The sequence below is a fragment of the Pseudoxanthomonas sp. LjRoot143 genome (assembly GCF_964252945.1).
Lineage (GTDB): Bacteria > Pseudomonadota > Gammaproteobacteria > Xanthomonadales > Xanthomonadaceae > Pseudoxanthomonas_A.
Map to the genome: position 1 here is coordinate 38,732 of NZ_CAXUPM020000002.1, position 22,311 is coordinate 61,042.

Sequence of the window (22,311 nt, forward strand, 5' to 3'; positions counted from 1 at the left end):
CCACTGGCGCTCACCCAAGCGCCAGCGTCTGCAGCTGCCACGCCTCGCCGAGGCGCCCCTGCATGCCGGCCACCAGCGCATGCATCAGCAGCAGGCGCTTGTCCGCGTCCGGCCGCGCCGTCCGCGCACGGCGCGCGGCGTCGATGCCGTCACGGTGGTAGGCCGCCAGCACCTGCACGGCGAGTTCGTCGCGTCCCGGCGCACGCGCGACCGGTTCATGGCCCAGCGCGCGCACCATCGCCTCGGCGGTGGACCAGGTCGACCACGGGTTCTGCCCGGTCACCAGCCGGCCATCGACGACCGTGGTGTCCACGTACATCGGGCCTTCGACGTACTGCGCGCCCTTCTCCTGCAGGCGATCCTGTAGCAGGTAGGGGAAACGCGCGCGCGCATCCTTGATCAGGAACAGCTCCTCGGCATTGCTGAAGCCGGCCACGCGACGGTTGCGCAGCAGCGGCGTGCCGTCGTCCAGCACCACCTCCAGCAGCGCAGCGGGACCATGACACACCGCGCCGATCACGCCACCCGCCTGGTAGACCGTACGCACGATGCCTTGCAGGTCGGCATTGTCGGGGAAGTCGAACATCGTGCCCTTGCCGCCGACGAAGTAGACCGCGGCGTAGTGCGCAGGATCCACCTCCGCCAGGCGCAGGCTGTCATCGAGTTTCCTGCGCGCATCAGTGTCGTTGAGGAAGGCGTAGTCGGCAGCCACCATGTCCTCGTCGTCCAGCCGCATCGGCGGTGACCCGCCCTGTGGACTGGCGATGTCGACCTCGTACCCGTTGGCGCGGAACACGTAGTACGCCCGCGCCAGCTCGGTCAGTTCGAAACCCGCCTTCTTCTCCCCGCCGGGAAAGTGCGACGTACTGGTCACCACGGCGAGGATCTTCCCCCGCGTCGCCGGCATCGCATCCCGCATGAAATCCAGGTCCGCCACCGTGCTGTCCGCACGCGCCGGCGGTTGGCTGTCCAGGTCCAGCGCATGTACGTAGGCGAAGCCGCCGACAACAGCCACCACCAGCCCCGCCGCACAGGCCAGCAGGCCGCGCTTGATCCATCGCTTCATGTCCGCTCCCGCTTCCGTCGATGCAGGCACGCTACGCATCGTGTGTAAAACGAACTTCAATCGCGCCGCCGATGGCGGCCCGGCTCGCCGGCATTGCGGACACGCGTGAGGCCCATGCGCACGGCACGCTCGCTAGAATCGGCGGTTTCCCACCGCAAGGACCTCCGATGCCGCACGACCCGATGCCTCGCCTGCTGCGCGAAATGCGCCTGTTGCGCCTTTATGCCGGCGCGCTGACCCTCGCCTTCGTCGCCGTGCTGCTGACCGCCTTCAAGACGCCGGACCCGCACTACGCGCGACTGTCGGTGGAACGCCTGGACATCGTGGATGCCGACGGCACGCCGCGCGTGGTGCTGGCCAACCAGCAGCGCTTCCCGCCACCGATGTTGAACGGCGAGACGTTCAAGCGCGCCGTCACGCCCGCGGGCCTGGTGTTCTACGACCGCAAGGGCAACGAGGTCGGCGGGCTGGCGCTGACCGATGTGGAGGCCGGCAAGGTCTCCGCCCTCGCCTTCGACAATCCCAACATGGATGCCATCGGCCTGATGACACGCATCGGCGCCGACGGCGAGCCGATCAGCAGCGGCCTGCAGATCAACCAGGCCGTGCCGTCGCACGTGAAGGTGCTGGATGCGGCCAAGCAGGCCACGCGCCGCATCGCCATCCAGAACGAACACAACGACGCCGAGATCCTGCTGGCCGATGCCAGCGGCAAGGACCGCATCCGCCTGCGCGTGGACCGCGCCGGCGACGCACGCATCGAAGTGCTGGATGCCAACGGCCGCGTGGTATTCAGCGCGCCGGAGGCGGCGACCCGGAAGCCGTAGCGCGGACACGCGATGCGCGCATGCCGCCGCGCATCGCATCGCATAGCCTCACACTCAGGCATGGCTTCCTGCCCATGGAGCGGCACGCCTGCGGCGCGTAACGTCATCCGCGTTCCGGGGAAGGGCGTGCGCGATGGCGAAGTGGATGAAGCGGTTGGCGCTGGTGTTCGCACTTGCCAGCGCGGCGTTGATCGGCCTGGTGGTGTTCGGTGGTTTCCGCCTGAAGGATCCGCACGGCAACGTCGCGTTCGGCTGGGATGCGGACGCGCGGCGCTTCCAGATCATGGAGAAGCCGGCGCTGGCGGTGGAGGGCCCGCATGTGTTCCTTCATGACAGCGGCTACGAGGTGCTTGCCACGCAGCAGGATGCGCACGTCTGGCGACTGGTCCGTACGCGCCTGCCCGCGTCGCCGTTGCCGACGCTCACCGTGCAGGTCGGCAATGCCGCGAAGACGCGCTTCCCGGTGCCGTTGCGCCCGGCCTCGCCCGCCCGTAGCGCGGTACATGCCGACAACCCCTCGCGCCTGCTGATGCTGTCGGACATCGAGGGCGAGTTCGACAAGTTCACCTCGCTGTTGCGCGCGCAGGGCGTCATCGACGACGCCCTGCACTGGCGCTACGGCGACGGCCATGTCGCGCTGGTCGGCGACTTCGTCGATCGCGGCGACGACATGACGGCCGTGCTGTGGCTGATCTACCGGCTGCAGGTCGAAGCCGATGCCGCCGGCGGACGTGTGCACTACGTGCTCGGCAACCACGAACACCTCGCGATGTCGGGCCGCAAGAAGTACTGGCCCAGCGGCCTGGTCGCGTTCGCGCAGGCCCTGGGCGACGACGGCGACGAGCGCCTGTTCTCCGCGCAGTCGGTGCTCGGCACCTGGCTGGCGGAACAGCCGGTGGTCGCGCGTGTCGGCGATCATCTTTTCGTGCACGGCGGCATCAGCCAGGACGTGCTCGCACTCGACCTGGACATCGACCAGATCAACGCGCTCGCGCAACCGCACCTGCACGATGAACCGGAAGGCCTGCACGGCGACGCCGACATCCTGCTCGGGCGCAGCGGGCTGACCTGGTACCGTGGCATGGCGTTGCCCGACGATGCCAACCATCGTCGCGAAGCCGATCCTGCCGCCCATCTGCAGCGCGCGCTCGCGCGCTACGGCGCCAAGCGAATCGCCATCGGCCACACACTGGTCCCCGATATCAGGCTGGAACAGCAAGGCCGCCTGCTGCGGCTGGATGTCCACCATGCCGATCAGACATCGCAGGCGGCGCTGTACGAAGACGGCGTGTTGTGGCGCGTGGATGCGGAAGGTGGGCGCGCTCGTCTGCAGTAGAAGCTCAGCACGCCAGCGAGGGCCATCGTCGACCCAGGAAAATGCACTCTACGTGGTCGGGCGGCCGCGGATCCAAGCGATGCCGGCAGCCACGCCATTGGCCGACAGGATCAACAGCGCATTCCAGAAGAAGAAGGCGATGGCCTTGAAGCCACCGTCCTTGTGCATGGCAGTCAACGATGTCTCTGCATCCTGGCCGGCGTAGTACGAACAGGCCGCAAACAGCGCAAGCGAAGACACGACACACCAGATCGACACGATCCGCCACCAGCGGCCGAACACCCCTCTGCTTGCCAGCAGGCGATCGACCCGGCGCGTGACCCATAGCGCCAGCAGCATCGGCAGGACGACGAAGAGGAGGATCTCCATCTGTCTCAGAACCCGTACCGCAAGAACCCGCCATCCACCGCGATGCACTCGCCGGTGACATAGCTGGACGCGGGCAGGCACAGGAAGGCGACGGCGCCAGCGACTTCCTCGGGTTCGCCGATGCGGCGCATCGGCGTGCGTTCGATCACTTCGTCGTAGTAGTCCGCGTCCGACAGCGGGCCGGACGTGCGGCGCGTGCGGATGTACCACGGCGCCACCGCGTTCACGCGCACGCCGTCCTCGGCCCATTCGGCGGCGAGGTTGCGGGTGAGCTGGTGCAGCGCGGCTTTTGTCATGCCGTAGGGCGCGCCGCTGCGCACGGCGGTGATGCCGGACACGCTGCCGACGTTGACGATGCACGAGGCGGCGTGGCGCGTGAGTAGCGGATGCGCGTAGCGCGAGAGTTCGAACGCGGAGAACAGGTTGGTCTCGAAGATGCCGCGCCACTCGTCCTCGGTGTAGTCCACCGCGGCGCGGGTGACGTTGCCACCGGCGTTGTTGACCAGGATGTTGAGGCCGTCGCCGTGGTCTTCGACCCAGTCGAGGATGGCGCGCCGGTCCTCGTCGTCGGCCACGTCGGCGGCCAGCGTGCCGATCTCGCGCTCGGGGAATTCCTCACCCAGGTCGGCACGCGCCTCCTGCAGGGCGTCGACGTCGCGCGCCACCATCAGCACGTCGGCGCCCAGACCCAGCAGTTCGCGCGTGATCGCCAGCCCGATGCCCGCGCTCGCGCCGGTCACCAGTGCCCGTTGTCCGTCCAGCCGCCACCGGTTCGCCGCCACATGCGCCTCCTTCATCGATGGGCGTAGCATAGCGCCACGTCACAGGAGGACCGTCGCCATGACCCGGATCCGCCTCACCCTGCTCGCCGCGTTGCTGCTGGCCTGCGCCGCCTGCCGCGCCCCCGAGCCTCCCCCTACCGACAAGCCGCCGGAGCCTCAGGCGAACGCGGACAGCGTCGCGGCCTGAGTCGCAAGAGCCCCGGGACGTTGGCGTCATGGATGTCGTGAAGGTCCGCACCATTTGCCCGGCTCTTCGCTTGTTGCCTTGGCAGCACCTGGCAACTTGATGCACTCTGCTTTACCTTCACTGCCGCAACGCGGCGCGGATGGTCTCGGCGGTGCCTGGAAGATGCACGATCGGAGCATTCCCACCAAAGTCTTGCTGACGGAGACGGCCCGGCTTATTCCGCGTTTCCTGCTGGTCTTCGTGGCGTTGTCGTTGGCCTACGCGATAGCGGGCATCGCACTTGGCCACGGGAATGTCTTGCATGTGGTGGCCGCGCTCTTCTGGGCACTCATCTTCTTTGCAGCTCTGCTCACCGCATCTTCCGTCCGCGCAAGACGCGGCACGCGCCTGCTCACACCGGCAGGCATCAAGACGCTGCTGTTCTGTTCTGCATGGGGAGCGATCGTGGTTGCGGGTTTCATCGCCACACTTCAGGTGTGGCAAGGCATGGGCGCAACCCTGCTGAACTATGCTGCGGCCGTCGCGGCGGGCGGCGCATTCTGCGCACTGATGGCAACGATTCCGAACCGCTAGGACGATGCCGTCGCCTCTCAGGCGACTTTGCACAACGGCACTTCATCCGACCGCAGCGTCAGCACGCGCGCGCCGTCGCGCGTCACCGCGACCGTGTGTTCGAACTGCGCGGAGAGTTTGCCGTCGCGCGTGTACACCGGCCACTCGTCCGGCGTGTGGCGCACGGCGGCACGGCCTTCGTTGAGCATCGGTTCGATGGTGAACACCATGCCTTCCTCCAGCACCTGGCCGGTGCCGGGCCGGCCGTAGTGATGGACGTGCGGGGCCTCGTGCATCTCGCGGCCGATGCCGTGGCCGCCGTACTCCTTCACTACGCTGTAGCCCTGCGAGCGCGCGTAGTGCGCGATCGCGTGGCCGACATCGCCCAGGCGCGCGCCGGGACGCACGGCGGCGATGCCTTTCCACATGGCGTGGTACGCGGCCTGCACCAGCCGGCGCGCGGGATACGCGACCTCGCCCACCAGGTAGGTGGTGCTGGAGTCGGCGATGTAGCCGTTCTTTTCCAGCGTGATGTCGAAGTTGACGATCTGCCCGCTGCGCAGCACGTCGTCGTGCGAGGGCATGCCATGGCAGACCACGTGGTCGATCGACGCGTTGAGCACGTACGGGAAGTCGTACTGCCCCTTGCTTGCCGGCCGCGCGTGCAGCTCGTCGGCGATCATGCGTTCGGCCAGGTCGTTGACCGCCATCGTGCTCATGCCTTCCAGCGTGAGCGTGCTGAGCCGGTCGAACACGGATGCCAGCAGCGCGCCGGCCTCCGCCATCAGCGCGAGCTCGGCCTCGGTCTTGATCATGTGTGGCCCGAGCGCAGCGGCGCCGGTTGCACGCCGGCCGCGCGCAGTTCGTTGGCGACGATGTCCTGGAAGCTCAGCTCCGGATGCATCTCGCAGAGCATGCCGACCTTGATCCAGAAGTTGGCCTGCGCGTTGATCGAGCGATGGCTGACGGTGCAGGCACGACGCAGCTGGTCGTGCAGCGCGTCGTCGATGTTGACGATGCCCATGGGGAACCTCGTGGAGCGGGAATATATGAATTATATACGAATCATGTATTCCGCTCCAGCCTCCGTCCTCGCAACCCCGCCACCGGAGTTCAGCAGGCCATGTCCCGGGCGTCGGATGTGACCCCTGGCGAAGCACGCCCCACGTGTCCTGCCTGCCATCCCCTGCGCCACCGAAGACAGCGGACCGACGCTGTCGGCGGTCCTGCTCCCGCTGTTGCCTACCCGGCGCGTCGCGCGTAGCGCCCGATCCGCCGCGTTCGGCGCGCGACAGATCGCGTTCCCAACGCGGTATCCGGTGTCCGGAACGCGGTGCGCGGAGTTGTCCTGCCCGATGTTCCGCGTTCCAAACGCGAAGTGTCCGGTTGGCGAACGCGGTGCGCGAAGCAGTGAACGCGAAGCGCTGCATTCCGAACGCGGCGTGCGGGGTTGCGGACGCGGTGTGTCGCGTTGCCCTACGTCGCATGCGGCGTTCGCCACGCAGCACTTCGGGTAGCGAACGCGGTGCACGACACATCCTGCACCGCGCTTCGCGTTACGGACGCGGGGCATCGCGTTCGCGACCTGGCGTGCCGCACTGCCGACGCGACGCGAGTCCTGGCCGACGCGGCATGCGGCGACGCGACGGCGTCCTTCGGCGACGCAAACGCAACGGGCCGCGCGGTTTCCCGCGCGGCCCGTCGATCAAACGATGGCGATGAGGCTCAGAACCCGCAGAAGCAGTACGCCAGGCTCTTCACCGGGGCGCCGTTGCGGTCGTTCACGGCCTCGTCGACGAAGCGCAGCTGCGCTTCCATCTCCGGCAGGCTGCGCGCCAGCAGCGCGCGGGCGAAGTCGGAATCCTTCAGCCAGGCCGCACCGATGCGGCTGCCGGCGAAGCCACCCATGAACTGCGAGAACGGCGAGGACATCTTCTCGATGTAGCGCACGCGATAGGCATCGGCGTCGCCCAGCTTGGCACGCTTGGCAGCATCGGCCACCGCGGCATCGAAGCCGGCGAGTTCATCGACCAGACCACGCTCCTTCGCCTGCGCACCGCTCCACACGCGACCGCGGGCGACGGCGTCGACGTCCTCGACCGGCTTCTTGCGCGCCTCGGCGACCTTGCCGGTGAAGTCGGCGTAGCCCTTGTCGATGACCGACTGGATCACCTGGCCCACGGCCGGGTCCAGCGGACGGGTGATGTCGAAGGCGCCGGCGAAGCGGGTGGTGCCCACGCCGTCGGTGCGCACGCCGATCTTCTCCAGCGTACGCGGCAGGGTGGGGATCACGCCGAAGATGCCGATGGAACCGGTGATCGTGGACGGATCGGCATAGATGCGGTCGGCATTCATGCTGATCCAGTAACCGCCGGAGGCGGCCAGGTCGCCCATCGAGACGACCACCGGCTTGCCGGCCTTCTTCAGCGCGGCCACTTCGCGGCGGATCTGCTCGGAGGCGTACACGCCGCCGCCGGGCGAATCCACACGCAGCACCACGGCCTTCACGTCGTCGTCGTCGCGCGCCTCGCGCAGCAGCGCCGAGGTGGACAGGCCACCGATGCGGCCGGCCGGCTGGTCGCCGTCGGTGATCTCGCCTTCGGCCACGACCACGGCGATCTGCGGACGCTTGTCGAGCGGATTCTTCTTGGCGTCGACCTGGGTCAGGTAGCCGGTCAGGCCGATGGCGCGGAAGCCGGTCTCGGAATCCTCGTCGGCCACGCCGCGCTCGATCAGCAGGTTCTCGACTTCTTCCTGCGTCTTCAGGCCGTCCACCAGCTTCTGCTGCAGGGCGTACTTGGCCAGGTCGCCACCGGCGGCGGCGATGCCTTCGGGCAGCGTGTCGATGCCGGCGGCCAACGCTTCCGGCGTGGTCTTGCGGACCTTCGCGATGTCGGCCAGCAGGCGCTGCCACACATCGTTCATCCAGAACAGGTCAGCTTCCTTGGCCTCCTTGGACGCGGCATCCAGCACGTAGGGTTCGGCGGCGGACTTGTATTCGCCCACCTTGAACAGGTGCACGTCCACGCCCAGCTTTTCCTGCAGACCCTGGCGGTAGTACTGGCGGTAACGGCCCAGGCCCTCGAGCATCAGGCTGCCCATCGGATCCAGGTAGACCTCGTCGGCCTGCGCGGCCAGCAGGTACTGGGTCTGGCTGATGTTCTCGCCGAAGGCGACGATCTGCTTGCCCGATGCGCGGAACTTGGCCAGCGCCGCGGCGACTTCACGCAGCGAGGCGTAGCCGGTGGGCTGCAGCTGGTCCACGCGCAGCAGCATGCGTTCGATCTTCTCGTCCTTCTGCGCCGCGTCGATGGCGCGCAGCAGGTCGCGCAACTGCACCTCTTCCCCACTCTTGTCGCCCAGCGCCTTGGCCAGCGCGCGCGTGGCGGGATCGGAGGTGAACTGCTCCACCAGGCGGCCTTCCGGCGCCAGCACGAAGGTGGTGCGCTCCATCAGCGGCTTCACCCCGCCACTGCCGGCGGCGATGACGAAGACGATGAAGACCAGGAACAGCAACCCGAAGAAGATCAGGTTGAGGACCAGCTTGCGGGTGAAGTTCATCACGTCCCACAGGCCGACGAAGAAGGCGACGACCGGGCTGCGGCGGGGGGCGGCGGGTGCGACTTGGCTCATGGAAAACTCCGGGAAACTGGGGTCACTGTAGCGTGCGCGTGTGAGGCTTTCATGTTCCGTTGGTCACCGTGCCTGCGGACGGGGCCACGGCCGGCCAGCGCCTGCTGCTGCGCTCGAAGCGCCAGCCCAGCAGCACGGCCGCGGCGGTCAGGCCCACGATCAGGCCCAGCCACATGCCCTGCGGGCCCCAACCGAGCCCCAGGCCCAGCCCGGCGCCCAGCGGCATGCCCAGACCCCAGTAGGCAGCCACGGCCAGCCACATGGGCACGCGGGTGTCCTTCAGCCCGCGCAGGGCACCGGCCGACAGCACCTGGATGCCGTCGGGGAACTGGAACGCCGCCGCGAACAGCAGCAGCGTGCCGGCCAGCGCGGCCACCGCCAGGTCGTCGGTGTACAGCGACACCACCAGGTCGTGGCCCAGCAGCAGGAACAGCGCGGAGATCGCCTGCGTGGCCAGCACGATGACGTAGCCGGCGTGCGCGGCGCGGCGGATGCCCAGCGTGTTGCCCGCGCCGACCGCATGGCCCACGCGCACGGTGGTGGCCTCGGCCACGCCCATCGGGATCATGAAGCACAGCGCCGACACGTTGATGGCGATCTGGTGCGCGGCTGCCGGTACGGCGCCGAGGCGCGCGATCAGCAGCGCAGTGACGATGAAGAGGCTGCCTTCCATCAGCACGGTGATGCCGATCGGCAGGCCGGTGCGCAGCAGCTGCATGATCGGCGCACGGCGCGGCGGGTCGAAGTGCGCGAACAGCTGCAGGTCGGCGAAGCGGCGCGCGCGCGTCAGGTAGATCGCGAACGCGATCGCCTGCATCCACATGGTCAGCGCCGAGGCGATACCCAGCCCGCCCGCGCCCATCTCCGGGAAGCCGAACTTGCCGAACGCCAGCACGTAACCCACCGGCGCCAGCACCAGCAGGCCGCCGAAGCCGAGGATCATGGTCGGCAGCGTCCAGTGCGTGCCCTCGCTGAGGTAGCGCATGCAGAAATAGAACGTCAGCGCCGGCACGCCCCAGCGGATGCCGTGCAGGAAGGCGGTGGCGCCGGGAATGATGTCCGGCGCGATGCCGAACGCCGCCAGCGCGTACGGCGCCACGCTGAGGAAGGCGAACATCAGCAGGCCCAGACCCAGCGACAGCCACAGCGCCTGGCGGAACAGCGGGGCGATCTCGCTGCGGCGGTTGGCGCCGTCGAGCTGCGAGACCGAGGCGGTCAGCGAGATCAGCGTGCCGATCGGCACCATCATCGGCAGCCACAGCAGCGCGGTGCCCACGGTCACGGCCGCCAGCGTGGCGGTGGCATGGTGGCCGGCGATGACGTTGTCGACGAAGCCGATCAGGCCCGTGGAGACATGACCCAGTACCAGGGGCAGGGCGAGCGTGCCCGTGGCGCGCACTTCCTGGCCGAAGCGCGGGGTCGGGGAGGGGGAGACGGACATGAGGATCAACCGCCGGACTGCGGTCGCGCGGAGTCGCGCTGGCACCGGGTCACGGGAGGCCGGTATCTTACCCGCTCGCCCGCCGCGCCACCCGAACGCCCCATGACCCCATCGCACGATGCCGACGCCGTGCACGCCAGTGCGTGCGACAACTGCAAGACGCCGCTGCAGGGGGGCTACTGCCACGTGTGCGGGCAGAACGCGCACAACCCGCTGCGCAGCTTCGGGCATGCGGTGGAAGAGGTGTTCGAGTCGTTCTGGCACCTGGACGGGCGCATCTTCCGCACCCTGCGCACGCTGCTGTCGCCCGGCAAGCTGGCCAACGCCTATCTGGGCGGCCACCGCGCGCCGTTCGTGGCGCCCCTGCGGCTGTTCGTGATCCTGAGCGTGCTGACGTTCTTCGTGGCCAAGCTGACCCTGCACTTCGAGGAAGTGAGGTTGCCGAACCCACCGGCGACGGCCGACGGCAAGACCAACCTGGTCGCTCCGCCGGACGAATCGGGCATCACCTTCTCGAAGCAGACGACCGTCGACGCGGTCATCAAGGAGCGCGACAAGACGCTGGATGGACTGGTCTCGGCACGCGCGGGCATCCCTCGCGGCCTGGGCTTCGTGCGCAAGCCGATCGAAGAGAACATCTACGCCACCCAGCGGCTGGCGCGCGAGCGGATCATGCAGTTGCAGCCGGATCATCCGTCGCTGGCGCAGCCCGATCGCTTCCCTGTCGGCGCACCACTGCCCGAAATCCCCATGCGCGCCCTGATCACCATCGACGGCAAGCCGTTCGATGCCGAGACCAACCCGGTGCGCGTGGGCTGGCTGCCCGGCTTCGCCAATCGCTGGTTCAACAGGAAGCTGGCGCGGGCGGAAGAGAACGTGCCGCGCGTGGCGCAGGATCCGGATTACTTCTTCACGCGCCTGATCGGCTCGGTGCCGTCGGCCCTGTTCGTGCTGGTGCCGGTGTTCGCGCTGCTGCTGAAGCTGGCGTACATCGGAACACGGCGCGTCTACCTGGAACACCTGGTGGTGGCGTTGTACAGCCACGCCTACCTGTGCCTGTGCGTCCTGGCGCTCTGCCTGACCCAGGCGTTCGGCAGCCTGGTCACGGCCGACAGTTACTGGTGGAAGATCCCCTACTGGACGGTGCTGACCGCGATCCTGGTGTGGATGCCGATCTACCTGCTGAAGATGCAGCAGCGCGTGTACCGGCAGCACCGGATCGTCACCCTGCTCAAGTTCTCGGTGCTCGGTGCGCTGTATTTCATGATGCTGGTGACGGCGCTGATCTTCCTGATGCTGACGACGTGGGTGAACGTGTAGCGAAAAGCGGAGCCGCCATGAAGGGACACCTGATCGCCACGACGCTCCTCGCGCTTTTCCTGCCGACGCTCCTCCACGCTGCGGCGAACGTCGCCCAGTCCCCACAAGCCATCCGGCAAACGTACGCGGATGGGAGCGCTACCGAGCTGGCCTGCGACGCGCGCCTCGCGCCGCCATCCTGCACGTTCAAGACCACCTCCGCCGAAAGCACTCGCTCTTACGTCATCGAGCTGGGCCGCATCGACCTGCAGATTCGCCTGAGCGAATACTGGTTCTGGCCTGACGCAGGGGAAGGCGGATTGACGATCGCCATTCCGGTAACGTGTTCCGAGCAAGACCTGGCACTCCTTGAAGGTCGTCATCGTGACCACGCCGAGTGCCGCGCAGTCCTCGAAAGCACCGGCGATCATCTCCGCCCCACCAGGGTCGAAATCGCTTCTCTGCTCGAACCGCATGTGCGACAGGATCGCGCGTTGCGCCAACGCTGACAGCTCACTCGACCCGATATCGCGTCGCGAAGCGACTTGGCCAGGTAACGCCTAGCGATCCCGCCGCTGCCGCAGCCACGCGCGGCGCTGTGCCTCGGGCACGGCCAGCAGCTCGCGACGGAATGCGTCGCGATCCTGCGGCGGCAGGCGCTGCGCCAGCGCGGCGAGGTCGTCGCGCTGTTCCGCGTCCAGCCGGCGCAGCAGCGCCAGCAGGCCATCGCGCTCGGCGGGCGGCACGAAGGCGAACAGCGGCTGCAGGCGCGGCCAGTCGGCGCCGAGTTCCGGCCCCAATCGCCAGCCCTGCCGCTGCATGCCGTCGAGCACGCTGAACTGCGTGCGCAGCGCGGCCTGGTGTTCCTGCGGCAGCGCCGCGATCTCGCTGGCGGCGGCGCGCAGGCGCGCACGCTGCACCTCGTCCAGCGCGCGCCACGCCGCGTAACGCGCGCGCCGGTCCTCGCGCTCCTGCCGCGGCAACGCGTCCCACGCCAGGCGACGCTGCTGCCAGTCCGCCTGCGCCGCCGGCGACATCGCCGCCCAGCGGGCCGCATCCGCGCTGTCCTGCGCGGACGAGGCCGCAATACCCGTCGCGACGACGATGACGGCGAGCGCGCCGGCGACGACGCGACGCCGGCGGTCAGCGCGCTGCATCAGGGGCTCCTGCATCCGCATCGGAGGTCGGCAACGCAGTCGCCGGCGTCGCACCGGCACCAGCGACGTACCAGGCCAGGAAATCCGCTTCGCGCGCACGCGCCTCGTCATCGGCATCGGCCAGCAGCGCGAAATCGGCGTGCGCTTCGGCAGCGATGACGTCATCCGCCCGCACGGCGGGGGCGCCTGCGGCAGGTAATGCGGCGGTCGTTATCTCCGGATCGGGCGGCAGCGCTACCACGCCGTCCTCTTCGATGGATGCCGGTGCCTGCGCCGATGGCGGCGCCAGCAGGGCCTGGCCGCGCCACCACCACAGTCCAGCGCCCACGGCCGCCAGCAGCAGGACCGCGGCCAGCACGATCCACGGCCAGCGCCGGGGGGCCGGGGTCGCGGCGAACGTGGGTGTCTTGACCGAAGGCGGCTGGCGGGTGCCGGCGAGGGCGTCCTCGCGCAGGCGCGCGAGCTTGGCCAGGCGGTCGGCGGGCAGTTCGCGCAGGTGGTGCTGAATGGCATCGGCCAGCGCACGCCAAGCACCGGCATCCGGATGTCCCAGCGCATCGCGCGGGCAGGCGCGGGCCAAGGCGTCGCGGTAGGCCGCACCGTCGAGACCGAGCGCGTCGGCCGCTTCGGCCTCCTGCAGCCCGCCGGCAAGGCGCAACAGCAGCGCCGCCCGGTCGGCCGTGGCAGGCCGGGCCAGCGCGGCGAAGGCGTCGGGCCAGCCGGCGCCGGGACCGTCCACGCGCAGTTGCGGCGTCGCCGCCAGCAGCGCCCAGAAGCGCACCGGCCAGTCCGCCATCGGCAGCGCGGCGGCCTTGCCCCGGAACGCGCGCAGGGCGGCAGCCAGGGCCACGTCGCCCCGGTCGGCGTCGCCGCACTGCAGTTCGGCGAACACGGCGCCGCGGCGTTCGCAGCCACGGAGGAATGCGGCAAGCGCGGGGGGTGCGGCAGGTGTCGGAGCGTTGGAAGCGGCCATCGTGGAACCGGTCTGGGATGCGTGGATCATAGTCACCCGTCCCGCCCGTACGGACGCTTGACAGCCTGTCGAAACCTGCTCTCCCCGGCGCCGCAAGGGTTTCCAAGAAAAACGTTGTGCACAGCAGTCACCAAATCGTCACGGGGCGCCACCGGCACCTCTTCCCTCGCATTGTGTCAGTCGGGTTTCACGGCTAACTATATGATTCTAATAAGAAAAGCCTTGCTGGCACTTTTTTGACCAACCTGACCCGGATGCTTGCGGCAGCGTCATCGCGCCGTGAAGCATTCCCGCCATGCACAGATTTATCCACAGCACGTGTGGATAAATCGGAATCTCCTTCCGGGATCAGCACTTGCGTGAATTTCGTCAAGATTCTGACAGGACATGGATGCAACTGCGTGAGATGTTACCCGTGCCCGGACGGGCCGATACACTGCCCGGAATGTCAGCCGCTTCCGTCCTCCAGATCGCCCTGCCCGTGCCTCTGCCGCGGCTGTTCGACTACCTGCCGCCGCCTGGTCGCGAGGCCGCACCCGGCGACATCGGCAAGCGGGTGAAGGTGATGTTCGGCAACCGGGCGCTGACCGGCTTCGTCGCCGGGGTCGCCGCACCGGCCGACCCCGGGCTGGAGCTGCGCCCGGCCGATGCCCTGCTCGACGAGACCCCGCTCCTGCTCGGCGAGCTGCTGGACTCGCTGCACTGGCTGGCGCGCTACACCCATGCGCCGCTGGGCGAAGTGGTCGCGACCGCCCTGCCCGTCGCGCTGCGCCAGGGCGAGCCGTTGCCGGACACCCATGCCTGGCACTGGCGCCTGACCGAAGCCGGCCAGTTGCAGCACGACCGCCTGCGGGCCGGCAGCCGGCCGCGCCGCCTCGCCGACCTGCTGGCTCAGCACACGTCCCTCGACGAAGACACGCTGGACCTGCACCTGGATGCGGGCCGCGCCACCGCCCGCGACCTGGGCAAGCGCGGCCTGGCCGAACGCTTTCCCGCGGCGGCGGCACAGACGGCCCCCGCGCCACGCCCCGGGCCCGCCCTCAACGACGAACAGCAGGCAGCGGCCGACGCGATCGTCGGCACGGCCGGCTTCGGCGCCCTGTTGCTCGACGGCGTGACCGGCAGCGGCAAGACCGAGGTCTACCTGCACGCCATCGCCGACTGCCTGCAGCGCGGCCGGCAGGCGCTGGTGCTGGTGCCGGAGATCGGCCTCACCCCGCAGACACTGGCGCGCTTCCGGGAACGCCTGGGCGTGCCGGTGCACGCGCTGCACTCCGGCCTCAACGACGGCGAGCGCGCACGCACGTGGGCGGCCTGCCTGCGCGGCGAGGCGCGGGTGATCGTCGGCACGCGCTCGGCGGTGTTCACGCCGCTGCCGGAGGCTGGCCTGATCGTGATCGACGAGGAACACGACGGCAGCTACAAGCAACAGGACGGCATCCGCTATCACGCGCGCGACTTCGCGCTGGTGCGCGGCAAGGCGCTGGACGTGCCGGTGGTGCTGGGCAGTGCCACGCCATCGCTGGAGACGCTGCACAACGCACGCAGTGGTCGCTACGCGCACCTGCGGCTGTCGCGGCGTGCCGGCGAAGCGCAGCCGCCGTCGGTGCGCGTGCTGGACGTGCGCAAGCGTGTGCAACAGGCCGGCCTGCTGGCGGATACGCTGCAGGCGATCCGCCAGGCGCTGGACGCTGGCGGCCAGGTGCTCGTTTTCAAGAATCGCCGCGGCTACGCACCGGTGCTGCTCTGCCACGACTGCGGCTGGAGCGCGCACTGCAAGCGCTGCGACAGCCCGATGACGGTGCACGCCGGCGGCAAGCGCCTGCAGTGCCATCACTGCGGCGCGCGCCAGGCGGCGCCACCGGCCTGTCCCGATTGCGGCGGGCTCGCGCTGCAGCCGCAGGGCATCGGCACGGAGCGCCTGGAAGAGCTGCTAACCGAACAGTTCACCGATGTGCCGGTGCTGCGCGTGGACCGTGGCACCACCCAGAAGCGCGATGGCCTGGCGCAGCAACTCGCCAAGCTGGGCGACGCGCCCGGCATCCTTGTCGGCACGCAGATCCTCGCCAAGGGCCACGACCTGCCGCACCTGACGCGCGTGGCGGTGGTCGGCGTGGACGAAGGCCTGTTCTCCACCGATTTCCGCGCCGGCGAAAAGCTGGCGCAGCAGCTGATCCAGGTCGCGGGCCGCGCCGGCCGTGCAGGCAAGCGCGGCGATGTGTGGCTGCAGACGCATCATCCCGATCATCCGCTGTTGAACACGCTGATCAGTGGCGGCTACCACGCCTTCGCCGAGGCGGAGCTGGAGCAGCGCCGCATGGCGGGCTTCCCGCCGTTCGCCCACCTGGCGCTGCTGCGCGCCGAAGCCCAGCACGTCGATGCCGCGCAGCAGTTCCTGCAGGCCGCGAAGCACGCGCTGCGCGCGCACGACGCCACGCTGGAGATGCACGGTCCGCTGCCGGCCCCCATGCCGCGCCGCGCCGGCCTGCATCGTGTCCACCTGCTGCTGTCCTCGCCGGATCGCCGCACGCTGCACCGCCTGCTGGATCTCGCCCTCCCGCATATCCATGCCCTGCCGGAGGCGCGCCGCACGCGCTGGTCGCTCGATATCGATCCCATGGACCTGTACTGATGACGACAGCCTCGCGTGCCACGCTCACTCCCGCCCAGCGCCTGCGCAGCATCTTCAGCGGTTCGGTCGGCAACCTGGTGGAGTGGTACGACTGGTACGTGTACGCGGCGTTCTCGCTGTACTTCGCCGAGGTGTTCTTCCCGGGTGGCGACCGCACCAGCCAGTTGCTGAAGACCGCCGCGATCTTCGCGGTCGGTTTCCTGATGCGCCCGCTCGGCGGCTGGCTGCTCGGCCGCTATGCCGACCGTCACGGCCGCAAGCGTGCGCTGATGCTGTCGGTGGTGATGATGTGCGGCGGCTCGCTGATCATCGCCTGCACGCCAGGCTACGCGACCATCGGCGTGGCTGCACCGATCCTGCTCGTGTTGGCGCGACTGCTGCAGGGCCTGTCGGTCGGCGGCGAGTACGGCACGTCGGCGACGTACCTCAGCGAGATGGCCACGCGCGAGCGCCGCGGCTTCTGGTCCAGCTTCCAGTACGTGACGCTGGTGATGGGCCACCTGATCGCACTGGCCGTGCTGATCGCCCTGCAGCGCGTGTTCCTGACCGACGAACAGCTACGCGAGTGGGGCTGGCGCATCCCGTTCGCGATCGGCGCGGTGGCCGCGCTGGTGGCGTTGTGGCTGCGCCGGAACATGGTGGAAACCGAGTCGTTCCAGCGCAACGAAGCCACCGGCGCGGCGAACCAGCAAAAAGCCCAGGGCACGTTGCGCGCGTTGATGCAGCACCCGCGCGCGGTGCTCTCGGTGATCGGCCTGACGATGGGCGGCACGCTGGCGTTCTACACGTACACCACCTACGTGCACAAATTCCTCGTCAACAGCGCCGGCATGGCCGCGGAAACCGCGAGCCTGATCAACGCGTCCACGCTGTTCGTCTACATGCTGCTGCAGCCCGTGGTCGGCGCGCTGTCGGACCGCATCGGCCGTCGCCGCATCCTGATCGCGTTCGGGGTGCTGGGCACGCTGTTCACCGTGCCCATCCTCAGCCAGCTGCAGGACGTGCAGAGCGCCGCGCACGCGTTCTGGCTGGTGATGGTGGCGCTGGTGATCGTCAGTGGCTATACCGCGATCAATGCGGTGGTGAAGGCGGAGCTGTTCCCGGTCGAGATCCGCGCGCTCGGCGTCGGCCTTCCCTACGCGCTGACCGTGGCGACCTTCGGCGGCACCGCCGACATGGTGGCGCTGTGGTTCAAGGACATCGGCCACGAGACCGGCTTCTACTGGTACGTCACCGCCTGCATCGCCTGTTCGCTGCTGGTCTACCTGTGGATGCCGGACACGCGCGAGACCTCGCTGATCGACCGCGATCCGGACTGACGCCATCCGCTACTGCGGCGGCGCCGGGTCCACCAGCAGGAGCGGCGGCGCCGTCAGCGGTACGTCGCTGTCGACCAGGATCCATGGCAGGGCACACAGCCATGCCAGCAGCAGGAGCAGCGCGAACAGGAAGACCCCCTTGCCGGCGGGCTTTCTCGCAGATCGGATTCTCGACACCGTAAAGGCTCCGCGCATCACCAGCTGAAGCCGGCGCCTGCCGACACACTCTTCTCGCCGCCACCGAAGGCCGCGCCCAGCGACACGCTGGCACGGTTGCCGATCACGCGCTGGTAGCCCACCGCCATCGCCTGCTCGCCGCCCTGCGCGCCGATGCCCACGCCGACGCGGTTCTTGCCTGCCAGGCCGGCGGTATTCATCGCCATGCCCGCATAGGCACCACTCATGGCCGCCATCGTGTCGATACGGCGGTCCAGGTGGCTGATGCGACGGTCCACGTCGCCGCGGAAGGCGTTGAAGTCGTCGCTCAATCCCGTCAGCTCAGTGAAGCGCGCATCGGTGTAGGCGTTGGCGGAGGCCAGCGTGGTGGCGTCGCCAGCGTCGGCGTAGTCCTGCGCCGTGGCCAGCGTGGCCGCATCACCTGCGGTCATGTCGTTGCGCACGGCCGCTTCGCGGGTGTCGGTATAGCCATTGGCGGTCGCCAGCGTGACGGCGTTGCCGGCGGCCATGTCGACGCGCACCGCTGCTTCGCGCGTGTCGGTGTAGCCATTTGCCGTCGCCAGCGTCGCCGCATCGCCCGCCGCCATGTCATTGCGCACCGCTGCTTCGCGGGTATCGGTGTAACCGTTCGCTGTCGCCAGCGTCGCTGCATCGCCTGCGGCCATGTCGTTGCGCACCGCTGCTTCGCGCGTATCGGTGTAGCCATTCGCCGTCGCTAGCGTCGCCGCATCGCCCGCCGCCATGTCATTGCGCACCGCTGCTTCGCGGGTATCGGTGTAACCGTTCGCTGTCGCCAGCGTCGCCGCGTCGCCGGCTGCCATGTCGTCGCGCACAGCGGCCTCGCGCGTGTCGGTGTATCCATTCGCCGTCGTTACGGCGTTGCCCGCGGCATCCAATGCCGCATCCGCCGTCGCCTGGGCGGTGTTCGCGGTGGAAAGTGCCGTGTCGGCCGTCGCCTGTGCATTACCTGACGCGTCCAGTGCCGCATCGGCGGTCGTCTGTGCAACACCTGCGGCATCCAGTGCCGCATCGGCCGTCGCCTGCGCATCGTCTGCCGCATCCTGCGCCGCATCGGCCGTGTCTGCCACGGCATTCAGCTGACCGACGTTGACCGCATCGGTGGCCGCGGTACCGGCCGCGACGTTGGTGACCTGGCGCTCTTGGCCCGACGAGCCGACCGACACCACGTTCGCCCGGCCCCCGTCGTTGCTGTTGTAGCCCAACGCGACCGAGCCGCCACCATTGGCCGATGCGCCGGTGCCAAGCGCGATGTTGTTGTGGGTGCCGGCGGAACCGGAGGCGCCTGAGAAGCCGCAGCACCCTTCCGCGCCCTGTCCACCTGTGCCGGCACTGCTGCCGTTGCCGATGGCGATGTTGTTGTTGCCGCCCACCCCGCCTGCGCCGCCGGTGCCCCCTGCGTAACCGTTACCTGCCGCACCGCCATTGCCTGCGCTACTGTGCGCGCCAAGCGCCAGGTTCCCCGCACCACCCGCGCCGCCCGCGCCTCCCGTGCCGCCGGCAGTGCCGTTCGCACCCTGACCGCCATTGCCTGCACCGCTGTTTTCGCCTATGGCGACGTTGCCGGTTTCGTTGCCCGGACCGCCGGGTGAGGACGACCAGCCAGGACTAGCCGGACCGTTGCTGCCATTCGCACCCACCGTGCTACCCGGCATGCATGCCATGCCGCCGCTGGCCGTATTCTGGCTGCACGGCTGCGTCGGTGCGGTACCACCGACCACTTGGGCGTCAGCCGACATCGTCAGTAGAAGCAGGCTGCCACCCGCAACGAGCGGCAGCATGAAGTGACGGACAGCATGGGTGTTGCGGCGATACGTGCGCATGGCGATGCCCCCTGTGGCATGCCGCCGGCCGCCACACCCACGGCGCGGCCACCCACCGGCGACGATGGCGCACACGGTAGGTGTCGTGTTCCGCCAGGGGTATCCCTGAAATCAGGTAGGGCGCGATGGCACCACCATCGGGACCGCGCTCAGGCAGCCAGCGGCAGATCCAGCTCCAAGGTGGTGCCTTTACCGTCGGAAGCGCCCGCAATGTGCAGCTCCCCTCCCAGCCGCTGGGCACGGTGACGCATGCTGGCCAGGCCGGCCCCGCCCACACGCCCCTGTGCGGGTGCAAATGCCGCCCCCTCCATGCCGATGCCATCGTCGCGCACGCGCAGCGTCAGGCGACCGCCGGCTCGCTGCAGCTGGACGTCCACGCGCGCCGCACGGCTGTGCTTGAACACATTCGTCAGCGCTTCCTGCAGCAACCGCAACAGGTCCAGGCTGCGGCCAGGGCCCAATTGAAGGCCCTCCAGCCCATCCACCTGCCAATGCGCATCGATGTCCGCGGCTTCCAGCAAGCGACTGGCACGATGGCGCAACGGGGCGATCAGCGTAGCCAGGTCGGCCTGCTCCTGCGCCGTGGTATCGATCACCAGGCGCAGGTCGTCGCGCATGTCCTTCAGCAGGTCGACGACCTCAGCCGTCGGCGTGTCGTCCGGCGCCTGCTGCAACCGGGTGATGGCGCCCACCAGCGTGCCGCCAAAACCGTCGTGCAGATCGCGTACCAGTTGCAGGCGCTCGCCCGCGCGGCTGTGCGCCAACGCCAGCGCGTGCTGCTGGTTGAGCGTGTCGGCCAGCGTCGTGGTGGCGGCCTGCACCTCGCGCTGCAGCTCGGCGTTGAAGCCTTCCACCCGCTTCATGGTCTGCGCGAAGCGATAGGCCAGAACGAACCCCATGCCCAGCAGCATGACCGGCGAGGTGAACGATCCCAGGTAGCTCACACCGCCGTACCAACCCATGTACACCCCAAGGTCATGCAGCGACACCAGCAACGGCACACTGATGCAGGCCGCGAGCACCTGGTAGTCGCGTCGGCCGCTGCGCAGCGCGAAGACCACGAACACGACGCTGATCACGTACAGGAACAGGATGGTCGGGGTCACATATAGATTGCGCAGCGGCCCCATCCACTGCGGGAACAGCAACGCCAGCACCACGGCCGCGCTCGCCAGCGCCAGCAGCCCACGCTCGAAGCGCGGCCATCGTCGCTCGGAGAACCGCAGCAGGAAGATCGTATGGGTCGCGGCGGACGCCACGAAGACTGCCGCGATGAACGCCTGCCAGCCATCCGTCGTGCGGAACGGCCACGGGCTGCCGGCGATGAAATTCCAGTCGTACAACCTACCGAAGACCGCGCTCAGCGCGTACCAACCGTACAGCGTGTCCTGCGGACGCAGCAGCCAGAAGATGCCGATCATCGCCGCCAGCACCAACCCCACGGCCGCGTCGAATATCTGCATGTCGCGCCGCGCGAAACGCTCCCGCTCGTACTCCCCGCGCAACGCGACGGGACCGCCCACGCTGACGGTGCCGAACGCGGGCTGGTAAGCGGCCAGGCCGGACACCCGCACGAGCAGTTCGTTCTGTCCTTCGCGCAGCAGCGCCGGCGGCACCGTGTAGTAGCGGGGTACATGCCACTTGCGCGACAGCGGCTCCACCAGCGACGCGTCCCGGTCGATCGGCTGGCCATTGAGGGAGACCGCTGCGGCCAGGCAGGTGTAGTCGAGCAACAGCCCGACAGGCTGTGACGCATCCGTCTGCTCCCAGCGTACGCGGTACCACACCACACCATCATGGTCGGGCCAGCGCTTCTCCCACAGGTCGCGCAGTTCGACCGGCACCCAGCCCTGCGTGGGAGGCGCTTGTGCCGACCAGTCCGACCGAACGGCCTCCGCCTGTTCGATCCGTGTCACCTCCTGCGCCTGCACAGGCAGCATGGCGAGCATCGCCAGCAGGACGAGAATGCACCGGAGGAGCCGCCTCACTTCAGCAGTCCCCTTGCGCGAGCCTCGTATACCGCTTCGGTCCGCGACCCGACGGCCAGCTTGCGGTAGATGTTCTTGACGTGGCTTTCGATGGTCAGCCGCGACAACGCCACCAGCTCTGCAATCTCGCGATTGGTGAATCCCTGCGCCACCAGCTGCACGATCTCCTGCTCGCGCGGCGACAGCAGCGGCACAGCGGACGGGGGCACCACGGCATCGTCGCTCGCAGACAGCAGGGCCAGGATGCGACGCGCGATGGACGGATCGATCGGTGCGCCCCCGCGCTGCAGGCTCTTCAGCGACATCAGCAGCTCTTCGTCATCACGCTCCTTGAGGAGATAGCCCACGGCGCCCGCGCGCAGCGCGGCCAGCACGCTTTCCTCTTCCGCGAACGAGGACACGATGACAGCGGCAAGGTCGGGGCAATGCGTGCGCATCCAGCCGATCAGCGCATGGCCGTCGCCGTCTGGCAGGCACATGTCGACGAGTGCCAGCGTGTACGCGTTCGCCTGCAGTCGCGTGCGCGCCGCGTCGAGCGTCTCGACGACGTCGATGCGCGCGTCGTCGGCCAGTGTCGCCACCAGTTGTTGCAGGCGCCGTCCGGCATGAAGGTTGTCTTCCACGATCAGCACATCCGACAGTGCGATCGGCTGCGTATCCATGCGTACCCAACAGACGATGACCACTTCAGTTTAGCGTTGCACTCATTCCGCAGCTACCCGGTGGCGTAAA

Annotated in this window: 21 protein-coding genes; 8 read left to right on the plus strand and 13 right to left on the minus strand. The window is 68.7% G+C overall.

Features of this window, described 5'->3' with window-relative positions; translation table 11 throughout:
* Nucleotides 1-10: 10 nt before the first annotated feature.
* Nucleotides 11-1,066, minus strand: coding sequence for a type 1 glutamine amidotransferase domain-containing protein (locus ACSQ1W_RS21210; RefSeq protein WP_436046338.1), 1,056 nt, complete (start codon nucleotides 1,064-1,066; stop codon nucleotides 11-13).
* Between the two features lie 167 nt (nucleotides 1,067-1,233).
* Here ACSQ1W_RS21210 and ACSQ1W_RS21215 point away from each other — a divergent pair, with 167 nt between their 5' ends.
* Both ACSQ1W_RS21215 and ACSQ1W_RS21220 read left to right on the plus strand, forming a co-directional pair.
* The gene (locus ACSQ1W_RS21215; protein WP_192271126.1) at nucleotides 1,234-1,893 is read left to right on the plus strand and encodes a hypothetical protein; all 660 of its coding nucleotides are present in this window, start codon (nucleotides 1,234-1,236) and stop codon (nucleotides 1,891-1,893) included.
* Between the two features lie 133 nt (nucleotides 1,894-2,026).
* Nucleotides 2,027-3,229 (plus strand): metallophosphoesterase, encoded by a 1,203-nt coding sequence (locus tag ACSQ1W_RS21220; protein WP_436046339.1) that lies wholly within the window; start codon nucleotides 2,027-2,029, stop codon nucleotides 3,227-3,229.
* 48 nt (nucleotides 3,230-3,277) lie between these two features.
* On the opposite strand, the gene ACSQ1W_RS21225 is transcribed toward ACSQ1W_RS21220, so the two are convergent.
* Nucleotides 3,278-3,598 (minus strand): hypothetical protein, encoded by a 321-nt coding sequence (locus ACSQ1W_RS21225; protein ID WP_436046340.1) that lies wholly within the window; start codon nucleotides 3,596-3,598, stop codon nucleotides 3,278-3,280.
* A gap of 5 nt (nucleotides 3,599-3,603) precedes the next feature.
* Entirely contained in the window at nucleotides 3,604-4,380 is a 777-nt protein-coding gene (locus ACSQ1W_RS21230; RefSeq protein WP_436046342.1) for an SDR family oxidoreductase, read from the minus strand.
* Between the two features lie 58 nt (nucleotides 4,381-4,438).
* Here ACSQ1W_RS21230 and ACSQ1W_RS21235 point away from each other — a divergent pair, with 58 nt between their 5' ends.
* Both ACSQ1W_RS21235 and ACSQ1W_RS21240 read left to right on the plus strand, forming a co-directional pair.
* Nucleotides 4,439-4,567 (plus strand): hypothetical protein, encoded by a 129-nt coding sequence (locus ACSQ1W_RS21235; protein ID WP_436046343.1) that lies wholly within the window; start codon nucleotides 4,439-4,441, stop codon nucleotides 4,565-4,567.
* A 78-nt stretch (nucleotides 4,568-4,645) separates the two neighbouring features.
* Nucleotides 4,646-5,140, plus strand: a complete 495-nt coding sequence (locus tag ACSQ1W_RS21240) for a hypothetical protein (RefSeq protein ID WP_436046344.1) — start codon at nucleotides 4,646-4,648, stop codon at nucleotides 5,138-5,140.
* Nucleotides 5,141-5,157: 17 nt separating this feature from the next.
* On the opposite strand, the gene map is transcribed toward ACSQ1W_RS21240, so the two are convergent.
* The 4 genes from map to ACSQ1W_RS21260 form a co-directional block, all read right to left on the minus strand.
* A complete protein-coding gene (gene map, locus ACSQ1W_RS21245) occupies nucleotides 5,158-5,934 on the minus strand; it encodes a type I methionyl aminopeptidase (RefSeq protein WP_436046345.1) in 777 nt (258 codons plus the stop codon).
* The gene (locus ACSQ1W_RS21250) at nucleotides 5,931-6,143 is read right to left on the minus strand and encodes a ParD-like family protein (protein ID WP_192271138.1); all 213 of its coding nucleotides are present in this window, start codon (nucleotides 6,141-6,143) and stop codon (nucleotides 5,931-5,933) included. Before ACSQ1W_RS21250 ends, map begins: the two co-directional genes overlap by 4 nt.
* 701 nt (nucleotides 6,144-6,844) lie before the next feature.
* Nucleotides 6,845-8,752: a signal peptide peptidase SppA gene (gene sppA, locus ACSQ1W_RS21255; protein ID WP_436046347.1), complete on the minus strand. Its 1,908-nt coding sequence runs from the start codon at nucleotides 8,750-8,752 to the stop codon at nucleotides 6,845-6,847.
* A gap of 49 nt (nucleotides 8,753-8,801) precedes the next feature.
* A complete protein-coding gene (locus ACSQ1W_RS21260) occupies nucleotides 8,802-10,193 on the minus strand; it encodes an MATE family efflux transporter (RefSeq protein ID WP_436046349.1) in 1,392 nt (463 codons plus the stop codon).
* Nucleotides 10,194-10,295: 102 nt separating this feature from the next.
* Here ACSQ1W_RS21260 and ACSQ1W_RS21265 point away from each other — a divergent pair, with 102 nt between their 5' ends.
* Together ACSQ1W_RS21265 and ACSQ1W_RS21270 are read left to right on the plus strand one after the other, a co-directional pair.
* Nucleotides 10,296-11,513, plus strand: coding sequence for a DUF3667 domain-containing protein (locus tag ACSQ1W_RS21265; RefSeq protein ID WP_436046351.1), 1,218 nt, complete (start codon nucleotides 10,296-10,298; stop codon nucleotides 11,511-11,513).
* Between the two features lie 17 nt (nucleotides 11,514-11,530).
* Nucleotides 11,531-12,001 carry a hypothetical protein gene (locus ACSQ1W_RS21270; RefSeq protein WP_436046353.1) on the plus strand — a complete coding sequence of 157 codons (471 nt, stop codon included), beginning with the start codon at nucleotides 11,531-11,533 and terminating at the stop codon, nucleotides 11,999-12,001.
* A 51-nt stretch (nucleotides 12,002-12,052) separates the two neighbouring features.
* Here the strand turns inward: ACSQ1W_RS21270 and ACSQ1W_RS21275 are convergent, their stop codons facing one another.
* Together ACSQ1W_RS21275 and ACSQ1W_RS21280 are read right to left on the minus strand one after the other, a co-directional pair.
* The gene (locus tag ACSQ1W_RS21275; protein WP_436046355.1) at nucleotides 12,053-12,649 is read right to left on the minus strand and encodes a DUF3106 domain-containing protein; all 597 of its coding nucleotides are present in this window, start codon (nucleotides 12,647-12,649) and stop codon (nucleotides 12,053-12,055) included.
* The gene (locus ACSQ1W_RS21280) at nucleotides 12,636-13,652 is read right to left on the minus strand and encodes a hypothetical protein (protein ID WP_436046356.1); all 1,017 of its coding nucleotides are present in this window, start codon (nucleotides 13,650-13,652) and stop codon (nucleotides 12,636-12,638) included. The genes ACSQ1W_RS21275 and ACSQ1W_RS21280 overlap by 14 nt, the downstream gene beginning before the upstream one ends.
* Nucleotides 13,653-14,067: 415 nt before the next feature.
* Between ACSQ1W_RS21280 and ACSQ1W_RS21285 the strand changes: the two genes are divergently transcribed.
* Together ACSQ1W_RS21285 and ACSQ1W_RS21290 are read left to right on the plus strand one after the other, a co-directional pair.
* The gene (locus ACSQ1W_RS21285; RefSeq protein ID WP_436046357.1) at nucleotides 14,068-16,254 is read left to right on the plus strand and encodes a primosomal protein N'; all 2,187 of its coding nucleotides are present in this window, start codon (nucleotides 14,068-14,070) and stop codon (nucleotides 16,252-16,254) included.
* Nucleotides 16,254-17,573 (plus strand): MFS transporter, encoded by a 1,320-nt coding sequence (locus ACSQ1W_RS21290; protein WP_436046358.1) that lies wholly within the window; start codon nucleotides 16,254-16,256, stop codon nucleotides 17,571-17,573. Before ACSQ1W_RS21285 ends, ACSQ1W_RS21290 begins: the two co-directional genes overlap by 1 nt.
* Before the next feature lie 9 nt (nucleotides 17,574-17,582).
* On the opposite strand, the gene ACSQ1W_RS21295 is transcribed toward ACSQ1W_RS21290, so the two are convergent.
* The 4 genes from ACSQ1W_RS21295 to ACSQ1W_RS21310 form a co-directional block, all read right to left on the minus strand.
* Nucleotides 17,583-17,750 carry a hypothetical protein gene (locus ACSQ1W_RS21295; protein ID WP_436046359.1) on the minus strand — a complete coding sequence of 56 codons (168 nt, stop codon included), beginning with the start codon at nucleotides 17,748-17,750 and terminating at the stop codon, nucleotides 17,583-17,585.
* A gap of 17 nt (nucleotides 17,751-17,767) precedes the next feature.
* The gene (locus ACSQ1W_RS21300; RefSeq protein WP_436046361.1) at nucleotides 17,768-19,591 is read right to left on the minus strand and encodes a YadA-like family protein; all 1,824 of its coding nucleotides are present in this window, start codon (nucleotides 19,589-19,591) and stop codon (nucleotides 17,768-17,770) included.
* Between the two features lie 149 nt (nucleotides 19,592-19,740).
* On the minus strand, nucleotides 19,741-21,531 hold the full coding sequence (locus tag ACSQ1W_RS21305; protein WP_436046363.1) for an ATP-binding protein: 1,791 nt from the start codon (nucleotides 21,529-21,531) through the stop codon (nucleotides 19,741-19,743).
* Between the two features lie 44 nt (nucleotides 21,532-21,575).
* Nucleotides 21,576-22,241 carry a response regulator gene (locus ACSQ1W_RS21310; protein ID WP_436046365.1) on the minus strand — a complete coding sequence of 222 codons (666 nt, stop codon included), beginning with the start codon at nucleotides 22,239-22,241 and terminating at the stop codon, nucleotides 21,576-21,578.
* Nucleotides 22,242-22,311 lie beyond the last annotated feature (70 nt).